Origin of the sequence: Micromonospora sp. NPDC049282, assembly GCF_043197045.1 — a bacterium.
Classification (GTDB): Bacteria; Actinomycetota; Actinomycetes; order Mycobacteriales; family Micromonosporaceae; genus Micromonospora.
In genome coordinates this window covers 16,089-38,590 of record NZ_JBICSL010000021.1, presented here as the reverse complement: position 1 = coordinate 38,590, position 22,502 = coordinate 16,089, and the positions used below count along the sequence as shown (strand labels likewise).

Annotated in this window: 20 protein-coding genes; 11 read left to right on the top strand and 9 right to left on the bottom strand. The window is 73.8% G+C overall.

Annotation, left to right across the window (positions count from 1 at the left end; genetic code table 11):
- Positions 1–69 precede the first annotated feature (69 nt).
- The 3 genes from ACGFI2_RS26500 to ACGFI2_RS26490 are packed head-to-tail and all read right to left on the bottom strand — an operon-like array spanning position 70 to position 2,173.
- Entirely contained in the window at positions 70–378 is a 309-nt protein-coding gene (locus ACGFI2_RS26500) for a cupin (RefSeq protein WP_393521822.1), read from the bottom strand.
- Positions 375–1,325, bottom strand: coding sequence for an LLM class F420-dependent oxidoreductase (locus tag ACGFI2_RS26495; RefSeq protein WP_393521820.1), 951 nt, complete (start codon positions 1,323–1,325; stop codon positions 375–377). The genes ACGFI2_RS26500 and ACGFI2_RS26495 overlap by 4 nt, the downstream gene beginning before the upstream one ends.
- A 2-nt stretch (positions 1,326–1,327) precedes the next feature.
- A complete protein-coding gene (locus ACGFI2_RS26490; protein WP_393521818.1) occupies positions 1,328–2,173 on the bottom strand; it encodes an ABC transporter ATP-binding protein in 846 nt (281 codons plus the stop codon).
- 286 nt (positions 2,174–2,459) lie between these two features.
- On the opposite strand from ACGFI2_RS26490, the gene ACGFI2_RS26485 reads away from it, so the two are divergent.
- On the top strand, positions 2,460–3,488 hold the full coding sequence (locus tag ACGFI2_RS26485) for an ABC transporter substrate-binding protein (RefSeq protein ID WP_393521816.1): 1,029 nt from the start codon (positions 2,460–2,462) through the stop codon (positions 3,486–3,488).
- A gap of 102 nt (positions 3,489–3,590) precedes the next feature.
- Positions 3,591–4,433: an ABC transporter permease gene (locus ACGFI2_RS26480; RefSeq protein ID WP_393521814.1), complete on the top strand. Its 843-nt coding sequence runs from the start codon at positions 3,591–3,593 to the stop codon at positions 4,431–4,433.
- 71 nt (positions 4,434–4,504) lie between these two features.
- Here the strand turns inward: ACGFI2_RS26480 and ACGFI2_RS26475 are convergent, their stop codons facing one another.
- Positions 4,505–5,686, bottom strand: a complete 1,182-nt coding sequence (locus ACGFI2_RS26475) for an ABC transporter substrate-binding protein (protein WP_393521812.1) — start codon at positions 5,684–5,686, stop codon at positions 4,505–4,507.
- Positions 5,687–6,134: 448 nt separating this feature from the next.
- Between ACGFI2_RS26475 and ACGFI2_RS26470 the strand changes: the two genes are divergently transcribed.
- The 5 genes from ACGFI2_RS26470 (at position 6,135) to ACGFI2_RS26450 (ending at position 11,700) form a co-directional block, all read left to right on the top strand.
- The gene (locus ACGFI2_RS26470) at positions 6,135–9,143 is read left to right on the top strand and encodes a nitrate- and nitrite sensing domain-containing protein (RefSeq protein ID WP_393521810.1); all 3,009 of its coding nucleotides are present in this window, start codon (positions 6,135–6,137) and stop codon (positions 9,141–9,143) included.
- Positions 9,140–9,547: a roadblock/LC7 domain-containing protein gene (locus ACGFI2_RS26465; protein ID WP_013288588.1), complete on the top strand. Its 408-nt coding sequence runs from the start codon at positions 9,140–9,142 to the stop codon at positions 9,545–9,547. Before ACGFI2_RS26470 ends, ACGFI2_RS26465 begins: the two co-directional genes overlap by 4 nt.
- A gap of 63 nt (positions 9,548–9,610) precedes the next feature.
- The gene (locus ACGFI2_RS26460) at positions 9,611–9,973 is read left to right on the top strand and encodes a DUF742 domain-containing protein (RefSeq protein WP_091065900.1); all 363 of its coding nucleotides are present in this window, start codon (positions 9,611–9,613) and stop codon (positions 9,971–9,973) included.
- Entirely contained in the window at positions 9,954–10,571 is a 618-nt protein-coding gene (locus ACGFI2_RS26455) for an ATP/GTP-binding protein (protein ID WP_091065903.1), read from the top strand. Before ACGFI2_RS26460 ends, ACGFI2_RS26455 begins: the two co-directional genes overlap by 20 nt.
- A 160-nt stretch (positions 10,572–10,731) precedes the next feature.
- The gene (locus tag ACGFI2_RS26450; protein ID WP_393521807.1) at positions 10,732–11,700 is read left to right on the top strand and encodes a ferritin family protein; all 969 of its coding nucleotides are present in this window, start codon (positions 10,732–10,734) and stop codon (positions 11,698–11,700) included.
- Positions 11,701–11,707: 7 nt separating this feature from the next.
- Here the strand turns inward: ACGFI2_RS26450 and ACGFI2_RS26445 are convergent, their stop codons facing one another.
- Genes ACGFI2_RS26445 through ACGFI2_RS26425 form a run of 5 tightly spaced genes read right to left on the bottom strand, consistent with a single transcriptional unit; the run spans position 11,708 to position 19,351 of the window.
- Positions 11,708–12,796, bottom strand: a complete 1,089-nt coding sequence (locus tag ACGFI2_RS26445) for a uroporphyrinogen-III synthase (RefSeq protein ID WP_393521806.1) — start codon at positions 12,794–12,796, stop codon at positions 11,708–11,710.
- Entirely contained in the window at positions 12,797–13,144 is a 348-nt protein-coding gene (gene nirD / locus ACGFI2_RS26440) for a nitrite reductase small subunit NirD (RefSeq protein WP_393521804.1), read from the bottom strand.
- A complete protein-coding gene (gene nirB, locus ACGFI2_RS26435; protein ID WP_393521802.1) occupies positions 13,141–15,672 on the bottom strand; it encodes a nitrite reductase large subunit NirB in 2,532 nt (843 codons plus the stop codon). Before nirB ends, nirD begins: the two co-directional genes overlap by 4 nt.
- Positions 15,669–17,246 carry an FAD-dependent oxidoreductase gene (locus ACGFI2_RS26430; protein ID WP_393521800.1) on the bottom strand — a complete coding sequence of 526 codons (1,578 nt, stop codon included), beginning with the start codon at positions 17,244–17,246 and terminating at the stop codon, positions 15,669–15,671. Before ACGFI2_RS26430 ends, nirB begins: the two co-directional genes overlap by 4 nt.
- A complete protein-coding gene (locus ACGFI2_RS26425; protein ID WP_393521798.1) occupies positions 17,243–19,351 on the bottom strand; it encodes a molybdopterin oxidoreductase family protein in 2,109 nt (702 codons plus the stop codon). Before ACGFI2_RS26425 ends, ACGFI2_RS26430 begins: the two co-directional genes overlap by 4 nt.
- A gap of 147 nt (positions 19,352–19,498) precedes the next feature.
- Here ACGFI2_RS26425 and ACGFI2_RS26420 point away from each other — a divergent pair, with 147 nt between their 5' ends.
- From ACGFI2_RS26420 to ACGFI2_RS26405, 4 genes are all read left to right on the top strand, one after another.
- The gene (locus ACGFI2_RS26420) at positions 19,499–20,197 is read left to right on the top strand and encodes a class I SAM-dependent methyltransferase (RefSeq protein ID WP_393521796.1); all 699 of its coding nucleotides are present in this window, start codon (positions 19,499–19,501) and stop codon (positions 20,195–20,197) included.
- A gap of 74 nt (positions 20,198–20,271) precedes the next feature.
- Positions 20,272–20,532 carry a DUF6364 family protein gene (locus tag ACGFI2_RS26415; RefSeq protein ID WP_393521794.1) on the top strand — a complete coding sequence of 87 codons (261 nt, stop codon included), beginning with the start codon at positions 20,272–20,274 and terminating at the stop codon, positions 20,530–20,532.
- Positions 20,510–20,815: a hypothetical protein gene (locus ACGFI2_RS26410; RefSeq protein WP_393521792.1), complete on the top strand. Its 306-nt coding sequence runs from the start codon at positions 20,510–20,512 to the stop codon at positions 20,813–20,815. The genes ACGFI2_RS26415 and ACGFI2_RS26410 overlap by 23 nt, the downstream gene beginning before the upstream one ends.
- Before the next feature lie 123 nt (positions 20,816–20,938).
- Entirely contained in the window at positions 20,939–22,324 is a 1,386-nt protein-coding gene (locus ACGFI2_RS26405; RefSeq protein ID WP_393521790.1) for an MFS transporter, read from the top strand.
- Positions 22,325–22,502: the final 178 nt, after the last annotated feature.

The window sequence follows — 22,502 nt, the reverse complement described above, 5'->3', positions numbered from 1 at the left end:
CACGTTACGGCCCGGTGGGGTGGTTCGCCACCTTGCCACCGCGCGGCGCGGCGAACCGCGCCGGCGTGGCTACTTCAACTCGACCAGACGGGCGAGGTACGTGGTGTCGCCGACGTTGGTCAGCATGTGCACCGCGCCCGGGTCGCGGTAGACCACCCCGCCGGTGGGCTCGTCGGCGTCGATCGTGGCGCCGTCGATCGTCTGCACCACGTTCTTCGCGCCCTGCACCGCCACCACCAGGTACGGGTGGTCGTGCCGGTGCAGCGGCTGCCGCTCACCCGGCTCCAGCCGGATGTGCCAGACCCGGACCCGGTCGTTCTCGTAGACGATCTCCTGGCCCACCGGGCCGAGTTCGAAGTCGGTGGAGAGCTCGCTCATCGCGTTCCGTCCAGTTGGGGGAGCACCTCGGCGGCGATGAGCTCCACGTGGTCGAGGTCGTCGAAGTCGATCAGCCGCAGGTGCACCCGGGTGGTGCCGACCGCGGCGAACTCGCCGAGCCGGTCGACGAGCTGGGCGGGGGAGCCGACCACCGGATCCTCCGGCGGGAGCGCGCTGGTGACGTGCAGCGGGGCGGCCCGCCGCCGCGCCTCGGCGTCGGTGCGCCCGATCGCCACCACGACCCCGGCGGAGAGCGTCAGCGGCGCGCGCCCGGACGCGTCACGCCCGGTGCGGTCGCACGCCTCGCGGACCCGCTCGTACGCGGCGGCCGTCTCGGCGACGCTCTTGAACGGCATGTTGAACTCGTCCGCGTACCGGGCGGCCAGCTCGGGGGTGCGCTTCGGACCCCGGCCACCGACGATCACCGGCGGGCCGGGACGCTGCACCGGCTTGGGCAGCGCGGGCGCGTCGACCAGCCGGTAGTGCGCGCCGCTGAAGCTGTACGTCTCACCGGGTGGGGTGCGCCACAGCCCGGTGACGACCTCCAGTTGCTCGGCCAGCCGGTCGAACCGCTCGCTGACGGTCGGGAACGGGATGCCGTACGCGGTGTGCTCGCGTTCGAACCAGCCGGCGCCGATGCCCAGCTCCACCCGGCCGCCGCTCATCCGGTCGACCTGGGCGACCATGACGGCCAGCGGACCGGGAAGCCGGAAGGTGGCGGAGGTGACGAGCGTGCCGAGCCGGATGCGGGACGTCTCCCGGGCCAGCGCGGCGAGCGTCAGCCAGGCGTCGGTGGGCCCGGGCAGCGCCGGCTCGTCCCCCATCGCCCGGTAGTGGTCGGCGCGGAAGAAGCCCTCGAAGCCGGTCTCCTCGACCAGCCGGGCGAACCGGAGTTGATCCTCGTAGTCCGCGCCGCGGTGGGGTTCGGTGAAGACCGAGACCCGCATGTTCACCGTCCTCCCGCCGCCGCGGCCCGCGGCGGCGCCTCGGCCGGCGCGGCCGGCGGTTGCGCCGGTCCGGCCGGCGCGGGTACGCCGGGGGCGTCCCGCTCCATCAACAGTTCGTGCAGCTCGGCGCTGATCCGGGCGACGTCGGCCAGGTGCGCGTGCCGGCCCAGGGTGCGGGGCCGGGGGACGGCCACCTCGACCACCTCGCGGATCCGGCCGGGGCGTGGGCTGAGCACGACGACCCGGTCGGCCAGCAGCACCGCCTCGTCGATCGAGTGGGTGACGAAGACGATGGTCGCCCTGGTGTCCATGTGCACCCGCTGGAGTTCGCCGGAGAGCTCCTCCCGGGTGAGCGCGTCGAGCGCGGAGAACGGCTCGTCCATGAGCATCACCCGGGGCGAGCCGATCAGCGAGCGGCACAGCGAGACCCGCTGCTGCATCCCGCCGGACAGCTCGTGCGGGAGGCGCTTCTCGAAGCCGCCCAGCCCGGCCATCTCCAGCAGCTCGCGGGCGCGGTCGCGGTGCTTCGCCCGGCTCCAGCCGAAGATCTCCACCGGGAGCAGGACGTTGTCGAGCACCGAGCGCCAGGGCAGCAGCGCCGGGCGCTGGAACAGCATGGCGACGTCCTGACGTGGCTTCGTGATCGGCGTGCCGGCGACGGTGATCTCGCCGGCGGTGACCGGCAGCAGGCCGGCGATCATGCGCAGCAGCGTGGACTTGCCGCAGCCGGATCGCCCGAGGACGGCGACGAACTCACCCTCGGCGACGTCGAGGTCGATGCCGCGCAGCGCCTCCACCCGCCCCGAGCGGCCGTCGAAGGTGCGGGACACCCCGGACAGTCGGATCATCTCCCGCCGGCTCCCTTCCCACATCGTCGCGAACGCGAGCCGGGCTAGCGTAGCGGGACTGTGCTTATAGCACCGTCCGGGGTGGACGTCAGTCCGCTTCCCGTCACGCCACTTCGTTTCCTTTCCGCAACCCGGACGGTTGCGGCGCGTCATCAGCCTTCTCGTACGCTGTTGCGCGCGAAGAGTCCCCTCACGACGGTCCAGTCGGCCGAACCTCCTGCCGACCCCGTCGGACCCACGACCCGACCGGCGTAGATGTCCTGGTCGGAAAGGACATGGTGCACTGATGAGAAGGTTGACCCGTACGGTCGCCGCCGCGGCGCTGGCGACCGCCCTCGCCCTCGTGGGCGGCTGCAGCAGCGACTCGGACAAGTCCGAGGGCGGCAGCGGCGGCAACGGCGCGGCGCTGGAGAAGGTGACCTACCTCACCTCGTTCGGCAACTTCGGCCGTGACTCCTACGCCTGGGTGGCGAAGGAGAAGGGCTTCTTCAAGGAGGCCGGCTTCGACGTCGACATCAAGCCCGGCCAGGGCACGGGCGGGGTGGTCCAGGTCGCCAGTGGACAGGCCGACTTCGCCCCGGTCGACCTGACCGGCGCCATCCTCCTGTACGCCAACGGCCAGGCCAAGGACTTCGTCGCGGTGGCGGCGATCCAGCAGCGCACCATGGCCGCCATCGCCACGGTCGAGGGCAAGAACATCGCCACCCCGAAGGACCTCGAGGGCAAGAAGCTCGCCGACACGCCGACCTCCGTCGTGCGCAACCTCTTTCCGACGTACGCCCGGCTCGCCGGCATCGACGCCAGCAAGGTGACCTTTGTCAACGGGGAGGCGCAGACGCTGATCGGCATGCTGGGCTCCGGATCGGTGGACGGCATCGGCCAGTTCGTCGTCGGCCAGCCCACCATCGAGACGGTCACCAAGAAGAAGGCCGTCCTGCTGCCGTACAGCAACGTGATGCAGGACCTGTACGGCAACGTGCTGGTCACCTCCACCAAGACGGCCAAGGAGAAGCCGGAGATGGTGAAGAAGTTCTCCGCCGCGCTGCTCAAGGGCCTGGAGTACGCGCTGGAGCACCCGGACGAGGCGGGCGAGATCCTGAAGAAGAACGTGCCGGCCGCCATCCCGGCCGCGGCCTCCGCCGAGCTTCGGCTCATGGCCGCGTACGTCCGTTCGAGCAACTCCGGCACCGCGCTCGGCACGGTGGACAGCGGTCGGGTGGCCAAGAGCATCGCGCTGCTGCAGGGCGCGGGCCAGCTCAAGCAGAACCTCACCCCCGACCAGATCATCGACTTCGATCTGGTGCCGAAGTCCTGACCGTCGGCTCTCGGGCCACGGGGGTGCGACCCGCCGGACACCCGGTGGGTCGCACCCCCTGCGCGTGCCGGTCGTCCCGACCGGCCGGAGAAGGAGGACACGTTGACGCAGTTGACCGCGGCCCGGCCGGGGCCGCCGGAGGAGCCGACCCCGCCGGCGCCCGCCCGGCCGGGCCGGGCCGCACGCCCCACCGTGCTGGGGTTGCCGGCGCTCGGGCTGGTCATCGCGGTGACCGTCTGGTGGCTGGTCACCTCCGGGCTGCACCTGGTGCACCCGGCGGCGTTGCCGCCGCCGCAGGCGGTGGCCCGCTCGCTGGCCGACACCACCGAGGTGCTGCTGCCCGCGCTGGGGATCACCACCTGGATGACGCTGTTCGGGTTCCTGCTCTCGACGGCCGCCGGGGTACTGATCGGGATGGCGCTGGCGGCGTCCCGCCGGGTGGAACGGATGTTCGCGCCGCTGCTGGTGGCCGTGAACGCGGTCCCCAAGATCGCCTTCGGCCCGCTGCTGGCGGTGGCCGTGGGCTTCGGCCAGAAGCCGATCCTGACCATGGTGTTCCTGCTCTGCTTCTTCCCGATCGTGCTGTCCACCGCCACCGGGCTGACCACCACCCCGGCCGACCTGGCGGAGCTGGGCCGGTCGCTCAACGCCTCCTGGTGGCAGTCGTTCCGCAAGGTACGCCTGCCGGCCGCGTTGCCGCAGATCTTCGTCGGCCTCAAGGTCGCCATGCCGCTGGCCGCGATCGGCGCGGTGATCGGGGAGTTCTATTCGGACCGGCCCGGCCTGGGCTACCAGATCCTGCAGTACAACGGCGTCGGCGACACGGCGACCGCCTGGGCGGCCATCGTGCTGGTGGCGCTGATGAGCATCGTGCTCTACGCGGCCCTGAGCGCGATCGAGCGGCTCGCCCTCCCCTGGGTTCGAGCCACCACCTCCGCCCGCTGACCCACCGCAACCGGCGGAGGGATCAAGCCCGCCCGGAGCCGGTTGCGGTGGGGCCACACCCACCACGGTGACTACCCGGCGAGACGCCACCGACCACCACGAGCGACAAGCGTCGTCAGAGCCTGCGGCATCAACCCCGAGTGGTTGTCCGGCGTCATCCGGATCGGTCCGGAGAGGCCGTCGAGCTGCGAGGTCTCCAGGACCTCGCGCAGGGCGTCCCGGTCGACCTCGCCCGGCTTCCCGCCGGCGCGCTGCTCGGCGTCGACGATCAGCTGGACGGCGTCCGCCGCGAACGAGGAGAAGCCGTTGTAGCCACCCCACCGGGCCGTGTAGTCCTGGAACCACTGTCGCCGGGCGGCCTTGGCCGGGGTGGTGGCGATCACGTCGTCGATCACCATCGTCTGGGTGAAGATCAGCGTGGCCTCCTCGGTGGAGCGGGCTGACGGGCCGAGGAACAGGTCCCCGGCCGCCGAGGCGTCGAAGAAGAGCGACCCGCCGAACTTGCTCTGCCGCGCCGTCGTGGCGGCCAGCGTCGCCTGTTCCGGGGGCGTCCACAGGATCAGGGCCTGCGGCTTCTTGTCGATCAGGTCACCGATCTGCGCGCTCACCTCGGTGTCGGTGATGCGCACGGCTTCGTCGGCGACCAGCCGCAATGTGGTCTTGTCGAATTCGCGGCGCAGTGCGGTGAGCCCTTCCTGGCCGTACCCGTCGGCGCTGTGCAGCACCGCCACCTTGCGGATGCCGCGTCGGGTGAGTTCGGTGGCGAGGGCCGCCGCGCTGTCGGCCGCATTCGGCGCCAGCTTGAAGACGTAGCGACGCTGGTCGACCGGTTCGGTGACCGCGCCGGCGGAAGCCAGCGCGATGGTCGGAATGCGCTTGTCGTTGATCGTACGGGCCGCGCCGACGGCGCATTCGTTGCAGCCGCCCATGATGACGGCGCCCACCCGTGAGTCGCCGCTGAAATCATTGATGTTGCGCAAGGACTCGGCCGCGTCGGAGCGGTTGTCCTTGACCCTCAGGTCGATCTTCCGGCCGCCCAGCGCGCCGGAGGCGTTCATCTGGTCGACCTTCAGTTCCAGGGCCCGTTGGTAGACCTTGCCGATGGGCGCGGAAGCGCCGGAGAGTTCGAGGTCGGCGGCGATCACGATCGGGCTGGTGTCCTGCGGTTCCCCGCCGATCCCGCAGCCGGTGAGCGTGGTGGCCAGTACGGCCGATGCGAGCGCCGCGATGCGGGCGGAGCGGATGGGGCTCAACTCAGTCCTCCATGGTGCGGCACGGGCCGGCGCCCGACCACCGCCGCTTGTCCGTCCTCAGTAGAGCGACGGGTTTGGTGTGCCGTACGGTGTGCGCGAAGCCTGCAAAACCTTGCCAATGCCGGGCCCTGCGGTCAAGCGCGGCGGCCGGATGTCGTTTCGGGACGCTCATCCCACATGTTGGGGACACGAAACGTTAACTGACAATTACTGCTCAGATACGTGTGACCACTCTGGAGTGACAACCCCAGTTCAGGGCGTTGGAGAAAAGAAGGTATTAGGTGACCGGATCACGGCTTGCGACGACACCGACCGTTTCCTGCCTCACCGCGGCTTCCCAAAAAGGATCTCGTCTGATGAAATCGCGGCCGTGCCGCGTGTGGCGCTGGCCGCTGCACCAGGCACGGGTCAGCGGGCCACGCGGGGAAGAAACGACGGAGGCGATGTCGTGAGCACCGGACCTACGACCCTGCCCGGGAGCCCCAACGCCGATCAGCGGAACCGGCGACGGCTCCTGCCCCGGCTGCGTGACGCGCGGATCCGCTCCAAACTCGCCCTCATCCTGGTCGTTCCGGTGGCGGCTGTCATTGCACTGGCAACTATCCGACTCATTTCCGTGGGTCAGGGCGCGTACGAGGCGGACCAGGTCCGCGCGCTGACCGCGGTCTCGGTCGACGTCTCGGCGCTCACCCAGGACCTGCACAAGGAGCGGATGGCGGCGGCCGTCTTCCTGGCCGACCCGACCCAGAAGCCGGACGCCTACAACCTGCGGGTGCGTCAGACCGACGAGCGGATCGCGGCGTACAAGGAGGAGCGCGGCACGCTCGGCGACGTGCCGGCCGCGGTCCGGGACCGGCTCAAGGTGATCGACGACCACCTGGAGACGCTGAACGGCACCCGCCAGGAGGTGCTCGACCGCACGCAGATGCCGGTGGCCGAGGCCAGCCTGCGCTACGGCATCGTCCTCGACGACCTGGTCGCGTACGGCGACACGCTGGCCCAGCAGCCCGGCGCGGAGAGCCTCGCCGACGCCCGCCGCGCGGTGGCCGCGTTCGCCCACGCCAAGGCCGAGGTGCAGGAGGAGGAAGCGGTCGCCTTCACCGCGCTCACCGCCGGCGGCCGGATCGACGAGGAGCAGTTCTCCTCCTTCGTGGCCACGCTGACCGGCCAGCAGGAGGCGCTGCTCTCCTTCTCCCGGTCCGCCACCCCCGAGCAGCGGGCCCTGGTGGACCGCACCGTCTCGGGTGACGCCGTCCAGCTCGCCGACCGGGTCGCCGGCGACCTGTCCCGGTCGGTCGGCAGGCCCGCGCTGGTGACCGGGAAGCAGGCGTCCGAGGCCGTCGGCGCGGTCGACGACCTGATGCGGTGGGCGGAGATCCAACTCCTGGACGAGTTGCTCGCCGACGCCGACGCGGTGCGCACGGACGTGATCCGGCAGGCCTTCGTGGAGAGCCTGCTCGTGCTGCTCACCCTGGCCGTCGCCGTGACGCTCGCGGTGGTGCTCGCCCGCTCGCTCAACGACTCGCTGCGCCGGCTGCGTGAGGGCGCGCTCTCGGTGGCCAACCACGACCTGCCGGACGCGGTGAGCCGGCTGCAGAACGTCAACGCCATCGGCGACGGCGGCGTGGACGAGATCGTCCAGCAGGTGCGTGACCCGATCAAGCTGACCAACCGCGACGAGATCGGCCAGGTGGCGGTGGCGTTCAACGTGGTCCACCGGGAGGCGGTCCGGGTCGCGGCCGAGCAGGCCGCGCTGCGGACCAGCGTCTCGGCGATGTTCCTCAACCTGGCCCGCCGCTCGCAGAGCCTGGTCGACCGCATGATCGGCGAACTCGACGCGATCGAGCGCGGCGAGGAGGACCCGAAGCGGCTCGCCCAGCTCTTCGAGCTGGACCACCTGGCCACCCGGATGCGCCGCAACGACGAGAACCTGCTGGTCCTGGCCGGGGCCGACTCGGCCGTGCCGCGCCGCGACGACGCGCTCCTGGTCGACGTGCTGCGCGCCGCCCAGTCCGAGGTGGAGCTCTACAACCGGATCGAGTTCGGCACCGTGGACACCGACATCTCGGTGGCCGCGCACGCCGTCAACGACGTGGTCCGGCTGGTCGCGGAGCTGCTCGACAACGCCAGCCGGTTCTCGCCGCCGAACACCGTGGTGGTGGCCGACGGCCGGCGGATCCGCGACTACGTGCTGATCCAGGTCGAGGACCGGGGCCTCGGCCTCACCGACGACCAGCTCGACTCGCTCAACCGGCGTCTGGCCGCGCCGCCGACCGTCGACGTGGCCGCGTTCCGGCTGATGGGTCTGGCCGTGGTCAGCCGGCTCGCCTCCCGCTACGGGATCCGGGTCGAGCTGCGCCGTAACGTCGAGGGCGGCACGGTCGCCCAGGTCACCCTGCCGAACTCCACCGTGGTGCTGCCGGCCAACCGGGGTCAGGCTCCGCTGACCCGGCCGCGCCAGCCGCTGGCCGTGGAGCCGTCGCCGCTCAGCCAGGTCAGCGCGGCCGACGCGCTGGCCGGCGCCGGCCGGGGCGGCACCGCCACCCTGGCCGACCAGTGGCGCAACACGACCACCCCACCGCCCGCGCGGTGGCAGACGCCCGCCGAGGTGCGGGACACCACCCCGGCCGTGCAGTTCGGCGGGCTGTCCGCCGCCGCCCCGGCCGCCGCCGCCCCGGCCGCCGCCGCGGGCTGGTCGGCGGGCGGGCCGACGGTCGCGTACCCCGCCCTGGACCCGCTGCCCAAGCGGACGCCGGGCGGTGAGGCCGAGCCGGCCGCCGCGCCGGCCCCGCCCGCCTACCAGCCGCTCGCCGCCGCGCCGGCGGTCGAGACCACGCCGGCCGCGCCGGTGGTGGCCCGACCGGACCGGCCGGCCGAGGCGCCGATATTCCGGGAGATGGAGGCGGTCTGGTTCCGCTCGCACGGAGAGGACGAGACCACCATCTTCACCCGGCCCCGGTTCGACGAGCCGCCGCCCGCCCCGGCGCAACCCGCCGCGGCCGCGCGGCCACCGCTGCCCACCCGTACCCCGGGCGCCCAGGCGTCCGGGCTGACCACCCCGCCCGCGTACAGCCCGCCTGCGGTCCCGAGCACACCGGCGGCGCCGCCGCCGGCCGCGCCGGCCAGGCCGGTGACGCCCGCGCCGGCGCCGGCGCCCGCCGCGGCCCCGGCGATCGACCCGGAGGCCTGGCGGACGGCGGCCGACGACGGATGGAGCCGGGCCAGCCAGGCCGCGGACCCCACCACCGGCGGCACCACCCGCTCCGGCCTGCCCAAGCGGGTGCCGCAGGCGCAGCTCGTGCCCGGCGGGATCGAACCGAAGAGCGGCCGGGACCGCAGCCGGCGCACGCCGGACGAGGTACGGGGTCTGCTTTCCGCCTACCACCGTGGCGTCCAGCGGGGCCGTACGGCCGGCACCGACCTGAACAGCACCTCGACCAAGGAGACGAACCGATGAACAGGCCTGCGGCCATGCAGGACATGGGTTGGTTGCTCACCAACTTCGCCGACAGCGTGGCGGGCATCGCCCACGTGGTGGCGGTGTCCGCGGACGGGTTGCTCCTCGCCTCCTCCCGGGACCTGCCCGGTGACCGGGCCGACCAGCTCGCCGCGATCACCTCCGGCGTGGTCAGCCTCACCGAGGGCGCGGCGCGGATGTTCAGCGCCGGCGGGGTGTTGCAGACCGTGATCGAGATGGACAGCGGATACCTCTTCCTGATGTCCATCAGCGACGGTTCGTCGATGGCCGTGCTCGCGGCGCGCAGCTGCGACGTCGGCCAGGTGGGCTACGAGATGGCGCTGCTGGTGGAGCGGGTCGGCCAGGCGCTGGTGCCGCTGCCCAGGGACGCCGTCCGGTCCTGACCGGCTGATTGACCGGGTGAGCCGGGGCCGGTCCGGCTCCGTACGAGGGGAGGTGATCGCGAGATGGAACCGCGACGTGATCCGCGCGGCGCGCTGGTGCGACCGTACGCGGTCACCCGCGGCCGCACCGAGCCGTTGCAGAACATCGCGCTCGAGGCGGTGCTGTCGAGCACGGCCACCCAGTCCGCCGAGGCGCGCTTCGCCGGGCACGACAAGTACCGCATCTCCTCGGTCTGTGAAGGCCGGGCACAGTCGCTGGCGGAAATCGCCGCTTACACCCGGATGCCGCTGGGCGTCACCCGGGTGCTGGTCGCCGACATGGTGGCCGAGGGCCTGCTGACGCTACACAGTGCCGCTCCCGCGACGGGTTTCGCGGCGCGGATGAACCTGCTTGGAAGGGTGCTAAGTGGACTTCGCGAACTATGACCCCGACGGGGCGAGCCGCGGCCGGGAGATCATCTCCGCGAAGATCGTGATCGCGGGTGGCTTCGGGGTGGGCAAGACCACCCTGGTCGGGGCGATCTCCGAGATCCAGCCGCTGACCACCGAGGCGTTGATGACCGCGGCCGGCGTGGGCATCGACGATCCGTCGAAGGTGCCGGGCAAGGAGACCACCACGGTCGCCATGGACTTCGGCCGGATCACCATGGCCGAGGACCTGATCCTCTATCTCTTCGGCACGCCGGGCCAGACCCGCTTCTGGTTCATGTGGGACGAGATCATCCGGGGCGCGGTGGGCGCGGCGGTGCTGGTGGACACCCGCCGGATCACCGACGCGTTCGCGCCGCTGGACTACTTCGAGAACCGCAAGCTGCCGTACGTGGTGGCGTTGAACCGGTTCGACGACGCGCCGCACTACGAACTGGAGGAGATCCGGGAGGCGCTCGCCATCTCGCCGGACGTGCCGCTGGTGATGTGCGACGCCCGGCGGCGGGACTCGGTCAAGCAGGTGCTGGTGACCGTGGTGGAGCACGCCATGCTCCGGCTCCAGGCCGAGCACGGCTACCCGGCCTCGGTGGGCTGAGCCGGATTTGTCGTTGTTCGCGGCGGCGCCCGCAGTGGCCGGGCGACCCGCCGGATCGCGGTTGTTCCGCCACTGACCTGCGCAAACTTAGGATTCCCCCGGACATCGTCACGCTGTGTGAATGACTCTTCACGGCGTGCCAAGTGAGAGGGGAATCCCGATGCGGACAGTCAGAGGCATCACCGCGTTGGTCGTCGGCGCCCTGTTCGGTGCGGGCCTGACGGCGGCGCCCGCGCAGGCCGCGGTGACGGACGCCAGGACCCGCGCCAACACGCTGACGGCGATGGAGGGGGAGGCCTTCGCCCACGCCAAGTACCTGGCGTACGGCGCGGAGGCGGCAGGCAACGGCCATGACGACATCGCCGACCTGTTCCGGGCCACCGGCGACACCGAGCTGAACGAGCACTTCACCGAGGAGGCCGCGCTGATCGGCTTCGTCGGCTCGGACGAGGCGAACCTGCGCGACTCGATCAACGGCGAGTGGCACGAGGCCACCGTGGTCTACCCGGGCTACGCCCAGCAGGCCCGCCGGGACCGCTGCCCCCGCGCCGCGCGGCTGTTCCAGGAACTGGCCGCCGACGAGGCCCGGCACGCCGCCCGCTTCCGCCTCGCGTCGTACGCGATCACCCACCCGGGCTCCGGCGTGGGGATACCGGTCGGCGAGGCCGTCCCGCCGGTGGCCATCGTCGCCGGTCGGCCGGTCTGCTCCGGCGCGACCCAGGACAACCTGGAGGCGACGGTGCGCGGCGAGGCGTTCGCGTACGCGAAGTACACCCTCTACGCCCGGCACGCCCGCGACGGCGGCCGGCCGCGCCTGGCCCAGCTCTGGGAGAACACCGCCGGCCAGGAACTCGGCGAGCACTTCGCCGAGGCGGCCACGCTCGCCGGGCTGGTACGCACCGACGCCGACAACCTCCGCGACGCGGTCGACGGCGAGGTCTACGAGGCGGGCACCATGTACCCGGCCTTCTCCCGGCAGGCGGCCTCGGTGGGTGAGGACGAGGCGGCGGACCTGTTCGCCGAGATCGCGCACGACGAGGCCCGCCACGCGTCGGCGTTCCTGCTCGCCCTGGTCGACCTTCAGGTCGGCGGCGGCGGGGGCGGCGGACGCGCGACGCGACGGGGCTGAGCCGGGGTCAGTCCACCCGCAGGCGGTAGCCGCGCTTCACCACGGTCTGCACCACGCGGGGCGCCCTCAGCCCCACCCGCAGCCGGGCCACCGCCATCTCGACGGCGTGCTCGTCGGCACCGCGCGGCAGGGTCCGCAGCAGCGCGGTGCGGGAGAGCACCTTCCCCGGTGACGCCGCGAGCGCCCGCAGCACGGCCATCGGGGCCGGCGCCAGCTGGCGCAGCTCCCCGTCCACCACGGCGGCGTGACCGCGCAACGTGAGCACGTGGCCGGCCGCCTTCACCGAGACGGTGCGGCGGGGCAGCTCCTCGACGATCGTCCGGACCAGCGCGCCGAGCCGGGCCCGGCTCGGCGCGCTCACCGGCACCCCGCGCCGCACCAGCGGCTCGGCGGTGACCGTGCCCACGCACCCGGCCAGTACGTCGCCGCGCAGCGCCGCCAGCACCGTCTCGGTCCGGTCCCCGGCCGCCCGGAGCAGCGCCTCGGCCGCCGGGGCGGAGGTGAACGTGACCGCGTCGACCAGCCGCCCGGCGACCAGGTCGATGAGGCGGTGCAGCGGCGCCGGGTCGGCCGGCGGCGCCCAGCGGTAGACCGGCACCTCGATCACCGTGGCGCCGGCCGCGACCAGCGCCCCGGTGCACTCCGGCTGCCGGTCGCCGTGCAGCTGCAACGCCACCACCTGGCCGGCCACCCCGCGCCGGACCAGGTGCTCGACCACCTCGTCGCAGCTCTCCGAGGCGGCCGACCAGTGCTCACGCAGCCCGGCGGCGCGGATCGCCCCGGTCGCCTTCGGCCCGCGCGACACCACGTACGCGCGGGCGAGCGTGGCGTGCAGCGGCTCGGCCAGCCCCCAGCCCTCGGCCGCCTCCAGCCAGCCCCGCATCCCGATGCCGGTGTTGGCCATCAACACGTCCGGCGGGTGCTCCAGGCAGGCCCGGGTGGCCTCGCGCAGGTCGCTGTCGTCGGCCAGCGGCACGATCCGCAGCGCCGGGGCGAGCACCACCCGGGCGCCGCGGCGCTGGAACAGCGCGGCCAGTTCGTCGCGCCGCCGGTCCGCGGTGACCCCGATGGTGAAGCCCGCCAGTTCGTCCCGCATTCACTCCTCCTGCCGCAGCCGCACCTCGACCAGGCCGTCCCGGCAGCGCGCCCGGTGCCGCCGCAGCACCACCCCCGAAAGGTCCAGGCAGCGGCCGGTGGTCAGGTCGTAGACCTGCTTGTGCAGGGGGGAGGCGAGCGTCGGCACACCGCCGCGACTGCCCACCAGGCCCCGTGACATCACGTACGCGTCGCCGACCGGGTCCAGGTTGTCCACCGCGAAGAGCCCGGCGGCGGTCCGGAAGAGCGCGACCTGCACCCCGTCGACCAGGGCGGCGACGCCGCGGTCCAGGTCGAGCCGGTCGAGCGGGCAGACCGGCGTCCAGGCCAGCGTCGTGGCCGGGCTCATCGCCGTACCTCCGGCAGGCCCAGCACGACGGGCTGGCGGCGGCGTTCGGGGCCCGGCGGCGCGCCGCGGGCCGGCACCGGCTGGCCCCGCTCCACGGCGAAGGTGATGGACGGGTCCGGCACGTCCGGGGCGTTGACGAAGGAGGTGAAGCGGCGCAGCCGCGCCGGGTCGTCCAGCACGGCCCGCCACTCGTCGGAGTAGGTGGCGACGTGCCGGGCCATGGCCGCGTCCAGGTCGGCGCAGAGCCCGAGCGAGTCGTCCACGAGCACCGACCGGAGGTGGTCGAGGCCGCCGTCCATCGCCTCGATCCAGGGGGCCGTGCGCTGCAACCGGTCCGCCGTCCGGATGTAGTAGATCAGGAACCGGTCGATCAGGGTGATCAGCGCGTCCGTCGACAGATCAGTGGCGAACAGGTCGGCGTGCCGGGGTCGGAAGCCGCCGTTGCCGCCGACGTACAGGTTCCACCCGGTCTCGGTAGCGATGATGCCGAAGTCCTTGCCGCGCGCCTCGGCGCACTCGCGGGCGCAGCCGGAGACCGCCGACTTCAGCTTGTGCGGGGCGCGCAGGCCCCGGTAGCGCAGCTCCAGCGCGACCGCCAGCCCGACCGCGTCCTGCACCCCGTACCGGCACCAGGTGTCACCGACGCACGACTTCACCGTGCGCAGCGCCTTGCCGTACGCGTGGCCGGACTCGAAGCCGGCGTCCACCAGCCGGCGCCAGATCTGCGGCAGCTGGTCGACCCGCGCGCCGAACAGGTCGATCCGCTGCCCTCCGGTGATCTTGGTGTAGAGCTGGAAGTCGCGGGCCACCTCGCCGATCGCGATCAGCTTCTCCGGGGTGATCTCCCCGCCGGGGATCCGGGGCACCACCGAGTAGCTGCCGTCGCGTTGCAGGTTGGCCAGGAAGTGGTCGTTGGTGTCCTGCAGGGACGCCGCCTCGCCGTCGAGCACGTGACCGGCGCCGAGGGAGGCCAGGATCGAGGCCACCACCGGCTTGCAGATGTCGCAGCCGCGCCCGCGCCCGTGCTCGGCGACGAGGCGGGAGAAGGTGCGCACGCCCCGGACCCGGATCAGGTCGAACAGCTCCTGCCGGCTGAGGTCGAAGTGCTCGCAGAGCGCGGTGGACTGCCGCACCCCGGCGGCGTCCAGCAGCTGCTTCAGCATCGGCACGCAGGAGCCGCAGCTCGTGCCGGCCCGGGTGCACGCCTTCAGCGCCGGCACGTCGGTCGCCCCGCCGGCGATCGCCGCGTCCAGGTCGGCCCGGGTCACCGCGTTGCACGAGCAGACCTGCGCGGCGGCCGGCAGCGCGCCGGCGCCGGCGCCCGGGCCGCCGGCCGGGGCGAGCAGCGCCAGCGGGGGAGCGGGCAGCGGGCCGCCGACGCTCGCCCGCAGCGTCGGGTAGGCGCTCGCGTCCCCCACCAGCACGCCGCCGAGCAGCGTCCGCGCGTCGTCGGAGAGGACCAGCTTCGCGTACGACCGGGTGACCGGATCGGTGTACGTCACGTCGAGGCTGCCGGCGGTGACGCCGTGCGCGTCGCCGAACGAGGCCACGTCGACGCCGAGCAGCTTGAGCTTGGTGGCGGTGTCCGCGCCGGGGAACGTGGCCGCCCCGCCGAGCAGCCGGTCGGCGACCACCTCGGCGGTCGCGTACCCGGGCGCGACCAGCCCGTGACAGGTGCCGTCCACCGCCGCGCACTCGCCGACCGCCCAGATCCGCTCGTCCGCGCTCCGGCAGGCCGCGTCCACCAGCACCCCGCCGCGCGGGCCCAGCGGCAGCCCGGCCGAGCGGGCCAGCTCGTCGCGGGGCCGGATCCCGGCCGCCACCACGACCAGTTCCGCGTCCACTGCGCGGCCGTCGGCGAGGGCGAGCGCGGCCACCGTCCCGTCCGGCCCGGGCCGCAGCGCGGTGGTGGCCACCCCGAGGTACGGGGTGACGCCCAGCTCCTCCACGTACCGGCGGAGCATCGCCGCGCCGGCGTCGTCCACCTGCACCGGCATCAGCCGGGGCGCGAACTCGACCACGGCGGTGGCGAGCCCGAGCAGGCGCAGCGCGTTCGCCGCCTCCAGGCCGAGCAGGCCGCCGCCGATCACCGCGCCGGTGCGCCGGCCCCGGGCGTGCTCCCGGATCGCGCTCAGGTCGTCCAGGGTCCGGTAGACGAAGACCCCCGGCAGGTCGGCGCCGTCCACCGGCGGCACGAACGCGGACGACCCGGTGGCCAGCACCAGCGCGTCGTACGGATGCTCCCCGGTCGCCGTGGTCACCACCCGCCGCGCCCGGTCGATGCCGGTGGCCGGCTCGCCCAGCCGCAGGTCCACCCCGTCGTCCGGGATGTGCAGGCTCAGCTCGTCGGCGCCGACGCCGTCGAAGACGGCCGAGAGCCGCACCCGGTCGTACGCCGGGCACCGCTCCTCGGCGAGCACCGTGACCCGCCAGCGCCCGTCCCGGTCGCGGGCCCGCAGCGCCTCGACGAAGCGTTGCCCGACCATGCCGTTGCCGACGACCACCAGCCTGCCGGTTCGCTCGCTCATCGCGTCACCTCCACCACCGCGCGGTCCGTCCCCGCGCCTCGTTCGTCCCCGGCCCAGCCCGCGCCGGCCGGTGGGTCCCCGTCCCGTTCCTCCGCGTTCGCGGGCGGGTCGGCCTCGGCGAGCCAGCCGGCGATGCCGGCCACCGCGTCCCGGCAGCCGCCGCAGCCGGTGCCGGCCCGGGTCGCCGCGGACAGCGCCGCGACCGTCCGCGCGCCGGCCCGCCAGCACGCCACCAGCGCGCCCTTGGTCACGTCGTTGCACCGGCAGACGGTGGCCGCGTCCGGCATCAGCGCCGGGGAGCCGGCCGGCTCGGCCGGAACCGTGCCGGACGCCCGGCCGAGCAGCAGCGAACGCCGGTCCGCCGGCACCGGGGCGCCCCGGTCGAAGAGCTGCACCACGGCACCGACCGCCGGGTTGTCGCCGAGCAGGATCGCGCCGGTCAGTCGCTCGTCGCGGATCCGCAGCCGGGCGTAGGTGCCCCGGGCCGGGTCGGCGAACGTCAACTCCTCCACCGGACCGCTCCCGCCCGGCGCGCCGGCCCTCGGCGCGCCCGCCACCTCGCCCGGGCCGTTCCCGCCGGCCACGTCGCCCATCGCGGCCAGGTCGATGCCGGCCGCCTTGAGCCGGGTCACCACCGGCCGGGGCCGGTAGCGGACCAGCGGATCGGCGGTGGTGAGCACGTCGGCCACCACCCGGGCCTGCGCCCAGGCCGGCGCGACCAGCCCGGTCAGCGTCCCGTCGTGCTGGGCGCAGTCGCCGATCGCCGAGATCCGTGGGTCGCTGGTCCGCATCCGGTCGTCCACCACCACGCCCCGGTCGACGGTGAGCCCGGCCGACGCGGCCAGCGCCGTGTCGGGGCGTACGCCGCAGCAGAGGACCAGCAGGTCGGCCGTGAGCGGTGCGCCGTCGGCCAGGCGCAGCCGGACGCCGCCGGCGTCGACGGTCACCCCGGTCGCCGGTACGCCGAGGCGCACCCGGACGCCCAGTCCGGCGAGCGTGGCCGCGAGGACCGCGCCGGCGGTCGGGTCGAGCTGCCGGTCCATCAGGTGCCCGACCGGGTGGACCACGGTCACGTCGAGCCCTCGGGTGGCGAGGCCGCGGGCCGCCTCCAGGCCGAGCAGCCCGCCGCCGAGCACCAGGGCGCGGCGGGCGCCCCGGGCGGCGGCGAGGATCCGCCGGCAGTCGGCGAGCGTGCGGAACGGGACCACCCGGTCGGGCAGCGGGTCGAGCCCGGGCAGCGGCGGCACCACGGCCCGGCTGCCGGTGGCCAGCACCAGATGGTCGTATCCGTGCCGGCCGCCGTCGCCGGTGCGTACCTCCCGGGCGGCCCGGTCGATCGCGGCGACCGGCGTGCCGGTCCGCACGTCCACGCCCGGGCCGCCGGCCTCGACCAGCTCCACGTCCGCCTCGTCGACCTTCCCGGCCAGCAGCGTGGCTAGCATGATCCGGTTGTACGCCCGGTGCGGCTCGGCCCCGAGCACGGTGATCCGCCGGTCGCCGCCCCGCGCGTGCAGTTCGGCGACGAGCCGGGCCCCGGCCATGCCGTAACCGACGACGACGATCCGCCCGGTCATGCCGGCTCCACCCGGACCGCGCAGACCTTGAACTCCGGCATCCCGGAGACCGGGTCCACGGCGTCGTTGGTGACCGAGTTGGCCCGTGCCGCGCCGGGCCAGTGGAACGGGGCGAAGACGGTGTCCGGCCGGATCGCCGGGCTGAGCCGGGCCGGCGCGCACAGCTCGCCCCGGCGGGAGACCACCCGCACCGGCGTCCCCTCGGTCACGCCGAGCCGGGCGGCCAGGTCGGGGTGAAGCTCGACGAACCCGCCGGGAGCGGCCCGGCGCAGCGCCGCCACCCGGCGGGTCTGGGCGCCGGACTGGTAGTGCGCGAGCACCCGGCCGGTGGTGAAGTGCAGCGGATACTCGGCGCAGACCGGTTCGGCGGCCGGGCGGTGGGTGACCGGGTGGAAGCGGGCCCGGCCGTCCGGGGTGGGGAACCGGTCGGCGAAGAGGCGGGGGCGGTCCGGCCGGTCGGGGTCCGGGCAGGGCCAGAAGACGCCGGTGTCGGCGTCGATCCGGTCCCAGGTGATGCCGGCGTAGTCGGCCGGACCGCCGGCCGAGGCCCGCCGCAGCTCCTCGAACACCGCACGCGGGTCGGTCGGCAACGGCTCGCCGCCGGTGAGGCGGGCCGCGAGCGCGGCGAGGACCTCCAGGTCGGTACGGACGCCGGCGGGCGGTTCACGGAACGCGCGGCGGCGCAGCACCCGACCCTCCAGATTGGTCATCGTGCCGTCCTCCTCGGCCCACTGCGCCACCGGCAGCACCACGTCGGCCAGCTCGGCGGTCTCCGAGCGGAGGAAGTCGGCGACCACGAGCAGGTCCAGGTCGCGCAGCCGGGACTCGATCCGGGCCGCGCGCGGCGCGGAGACCACCGGGTTCGAGCCGAACACCAGCAGCGCCCGCGCCCCGGACGGGGTGCCGAGCGAGTCGAGCAGTTGGTAGGCCGGCACCCCCGGCCCGGGCAGCGTCGCCGGGTCGACCCCCCACACCCGGGCCACGTGCTCCCGGGCCGCCGGGTCGTCGATCCGCCGGTAGCCGGGGAGCTGGTCGGCCTTCTGCCCGTGTTCCCGGCCGCCCTGCCCGTTGCCCTGGCCGGTCAGGCAGCCGTAGCCGGAGCCGGGTCGGCCGGGCAGGCCCAGCGCGAGCGCCAGGTTGACGAAGGCGGTGACCGTGTCCACGCCCTTGGCGTGCTGTTCCGCGCCCCGGGCGGTGAGGATGATCGCCCGGTCCACGGTGGCCAGTGCCCGGGCGGCGGTCTCCAGATCGGCCACCGGCACCCCGGAGAGGCGTTCCACCTCCGCCGGCCAACAGCCGGCCACCGTCCGCCGGACCTCGTCGAAGCCGGTGGTCCGCGCCGACACGTACGCGCGGTCGACGAGACCCTCGGTGAGTGCGATGTGCAGCAGCGCGTTCGCCACCGCCAGGTCGGTGCCGGGCAGCGGTTGCAGGTGCAGGTCGGCCTGGCGCGCGGTGGCCGTGGCCCGCGGGTCGACCACGATCAGCCGGCCGCCGCGTTCGCGCTGGTCGGCTACGTGCCGCATGAGTGGCGGCATGGTCTCGGCCGGGTTCGCGCCGACCAGCAGCAGCGTGTCCGCCCGGTCCAGGTCGGTGAGCGGGAACGGGAGCCCCCGGTCGATGCCGAAGGCGCGATTCCCGGCCGCCGCGGCGGACGACATGCACCAGCGTCCGTTGTAGTCGATGTGCCGGGTGCCGAGCGTCACCCGGGCGAACCGGCCCAGCGCGTACGCCTTCTCGTTGGTGAGCCCGCCGCCGCCGAAGACCGCGACCGCGTCCGGGCCGTGCCGGCCGGCGATCGTGCGCAGCGCGGCGGCGATCCGGTCGAGCGCCTCGTCCCAGCCGGCCGGGCGCAGCTCGCCGCCGAGCCGGTCGCGCAGCAGCGGTGTGGTCAGCCGTTCCGGGTGGTCGAGCAGCTCGGCGGCGGTCCAACCCTTCTGGCACAGCCCGCCCCGGTTGGTGGGGAAGTCGCGCGGCGCGACCTCGACGCCGTCGGCGGAGTCGCGCAGCACCATGCCGCACTGGAGCGCGCAGTACGGGCAGTGCGTGGCCGCCTCCCGGGGGCGCACCCCCGGTTGCGTCGCCGTGCGTGCACCGTCTGTCATGTCGGAAAAGCGTGCCGCCGGGCGGTTTCCGGTCCGGGTCCCTTCTGTTTCGGTCCTGTCAAGAGCGCCTCACACCGCACGGGCGTGACGAGACGGGCCGCAAGGTCTAGAATGTGAGAAAACTGTCTCATAGTTTGGGAGACGATCATGAGCGTGACGGACGCGTTCGACGCCGTGGCCGGCAGCTACGACGAGGCCCGACGCCGGCTGGTGCCCTGCTTCGACGCCTTCTACGGCGCAGCCGTCGAGGTGGCCGCGCCGCCGCTGCGGGCGGCGCTCGCCGCCGGGCGTGCCCCCGAGGTGCTGGACCTGGGCGCGGGCACCGGCCTGCTCTCCCTGCTGCTGTCCGCGGCCGTCCCGGGCGTCCGGCTGACGCTCGTCGACGGCGCGCCCGGCATGCTGGCGGTGGCCACCGGCCACCTGGCCGCCCGCGGCGTGCCGCACCGCACGGTCCACGCCGACCTGACCGACCCGCTGCCCGCCGGCCGGTACGACGCGGTGGTCTCCGCGCTGGCCATCCACCACCTGGACGACGACGGCAAGCGGGCGCTCTACCGGCGGGCGGCCGACGCGCTGGCGCCCGGCGGGGTCTTCGTCAACGCCGAGCAGGTGGCCGGCCCGACCCCGGCCCTGGAGCGGCGCTACGACGAGGTGTGGATGGCGCGGATCGCCGAACTGGGCTCGGACGCCGAGGAGATCGCCGCCTCCCGGGGGCGGATGCGGTACGACCGGCCGGCCACGGTGGCCGACCAGTGCCGCTGGCTCGTCGAGGCCGGGCTGGCGGACGTGGACTGCTTTTTCAAGGAGTGGCGCTTCGCCGTCCTCGGCGGTCGCCGTCCCCGGTGACCCCGGCTGTCCGGTTCCCCGATCGGCGCGAGCGGGGATGACTGGCGGTCATACCAGTGGGTAGTCTGCTCGGCATGACCGCCAAGGTGACACTGTCGTTCTCCGACGAGACGATCGAGGAAGCGCGCCGGTTCGCCAAGCGGGAAGGGCTCTCCCTCTCCGCCTGGATGGACCGGGCCGCCCGGGAGAAGGCGCTGCGCGAGGTGTTCACCGCGCACGCCGACGCGGTCAATCGGGCCGGCCTGGACCTGGAATCCGCCGCCCTGGCCGACGCCCAGGAGGCCGGCATGGTCGACGACGCCCTGTTCGGCGGTGGACGCCCGCGTGCTGCGTAGGGGAGAGGTCTGGCGCATCTCCGGCGCCCGGGAACGGTTCGGCCTGGTCATCAGCTCGGACGTCTACAACGCCACCGCCGTGCCGATCGTGATCGTGGCCGAGGTGGTCGAGGAGTCGCTGTTGCGCGACTCGCCGCTGGCCGTACGCACGGGTGACTTCGTGGTGATGCCCGACCGGCTCTCCTCGCCGATGAAGAAGTGGTTCTCCGAGTGCGTGGACGTGGCCGACACCGAGACCATGCAGCGGGTCGGCCGGGCGCTGCGGATCCTCCAGGAGCTGTGACCGCCTCACCGTCGCCGCGCGGCGGACGTGCGATCTCCGTATCCGTGCCGACGCGCGCGGGGCACCCCGCGGAAACCGGCCGTTCCTAGCGTCCCCCTCGTCACCCGACGAGGAGGAGTCGCCGTGAGCACGCTCGCCACCAGCACCAGCACCAGCACGACCCCGGCGCCGGTCGCCACCGGCCGGCCGGGGCGGATCACCGAATGGCGTCCGGAGGACCCGGCGTTCTGGGCCGCCGGCGGCGCCCGGACCGCGCGGCGCAACCTGTACGTGTCGATCTTCGCCGAGCACGTCGGCTTCTCGGTGTGGAGCCTCTGGTCGGTGACGGTGCTCTTCCTCGGCCCGGAGTACGGCATCGACCCGGCCGGGAAGTTCCTGCTCACCGCCGTGCCGGCCGCGCTGGGCGCGGTGCTGCGGCTGCCGTACACGCTGGCCGTGGCCCGGTTCGGCGGCCGGAACTGGACCATCGTCAGCGCGTTGCTCCTGCTGGTGCCGGCGGTGCCGATGGCGCTGCTGATCACCCCCGGTGTGTCGTACCCCACGCTGATGGTGCTGGCCTGCCTGTCCGGCGTGGGCGGCGGCAACTTCGCCTCCTCGATGGCGAACATCAACCTGTTCTTCCCGGAGCGGCTCAAGGGTCGGGCGCTGGGGCTCAATGCCGGCGGTGGCAACCTCGGCGTACCGGTGGTGCAGCTCGTCGGGCTGGCGGTGCTGGCGACCGCCGGGGCCGCGTACCCCCGGCTCGTGCCGGCCGTCTACCTGCCGCTGATCGTGCTCGCGGCGCTGGCCGCGGCGCGCTGGTTGGACAACGTGCCGGGGGCGCGCAACGAGCCGGGCGCGCTGCGCGCGGCGACCCGCGACCCGCACACCTGGGTGATGTCGCTGCTCTACGTCGGCACCTTCGGCTCGTTCATCGGCTTCGGCTTCGCCTTCGGCCAGGTGCTTCAGCTCCAGTTCCACGACCGGTTCCCGACCCCGGTCGACGCGGCCTGGCTCACCTTCCTCGGGCCGCTGGTCGGCTCGCTGGTCCGGCCGCTCGGGGGCCAGCTCGCCGACCGGCTCGGCGGGGCCCGGGTCACGTTCTGGAACTTCGTGGCGATGGCCGGCGGCGCGGCGCTGGTGCTGTCCGCCGCCCGGGACCGGTCCTTCCCGCTCTACCTGGCCGGGTTCCTGGCGCTGTTCGTGTTCTCCGGGATCGGCAACGGCTCCACCTACAAGATGATCCCGGCGATCTTCCGGGCCCGGGCCGCCGCCGAGGTGGAGCGGACCGGCGACCCGGAGGCCGCGCAGCGTCGGGCCCGACGCCTCTGCGGGGCGCTGATCGGCATCGCCGGGGCGGTCGGCGCGTCCGGCGGGGTGCTGGTGAACGTGGCGTTCCGGCAGTCGTTCCTGACCTCGGGCACCGCCGACGCGGCCTACCTGGCCTTCATCGGCTGGTACGCGCTGTGCTTCCTGGTGACCTGGGCGGTCTACCTGCGGCCGGGGCCGGGTAGGCTGGCCGGCGTGTGACAGGCGCCATGCATTGGCGCAGGCCGGCGTGAGGTGACCCCGTTTTGACCTGCCGCCGGGCAGCCGGGTATCGTTGCCTGCTGTTGTACGACATTCTTAGGCGTGCCGCATCAGGTACGCTTGGTCGTTCGTGCGCGCTGGTTCGACTGGGGAGCCCCGGTTACCTCGGCGCGCGACC